Annotated in this window: 1 protein-coding gene; it reads left to right on the top strand. The window is 63.7% G+C overall.

Annotation, left to right across the window (positions count from 1 at the left end; genetic code table 11):
• Nucleotide 1: 1 nt before the first annotated feature.
• Nucleotides 2–273 (top strand): electron transfer flavoprotein subunit beta/FixA family protein (locus tag ACOZK4_RS18760; protein ID WP_421593185.1); only part of this gene is annotated, 272 nt, incomplete at its 3' end.

Here is a 273-nt window from a genome sequence, read left to right as displayed (position 1 = left end):
GATCCGCGTGAAGTCGGATGGTTCTGGCGTTGAGCTTGCGAATGTGAAGATGTCGATGAACCCGTTCGACGAAATCTCCGTGGAAGAGGCGCTGCGTCTGAAGGAGGCCGGCAAGGCTGAGGAAGTGGTCGTGGTTTCGATCGGTCCTGCGAAGGCCGAAGAGACGCTGCGCACCGCGCTCGCCATGGGCGCCGACCGCGCCGTGCTGGTCGAGACGGAAGACGCTGTCGAGCCGCTCGCCGTCGCCAAGATCCTCAAGGGTGTCGCGGAAGC

The sequence above is a fragment of the Shinella sp. M27 genome, from assembly GCF_049199905.1.
In the GTDB taxonomy this organism is placed as follows: domain Bacteria; phylum Pseudomonadota; class Alphaproteobacteria; order Rhizobiales; family Rhizobiaceae; genus Shinella.
The sequence above is the reverse complement of the archived record's forward strand: the minus strand, read 5'-3'. Positions and strand labels throughout refer to the sequence as shown.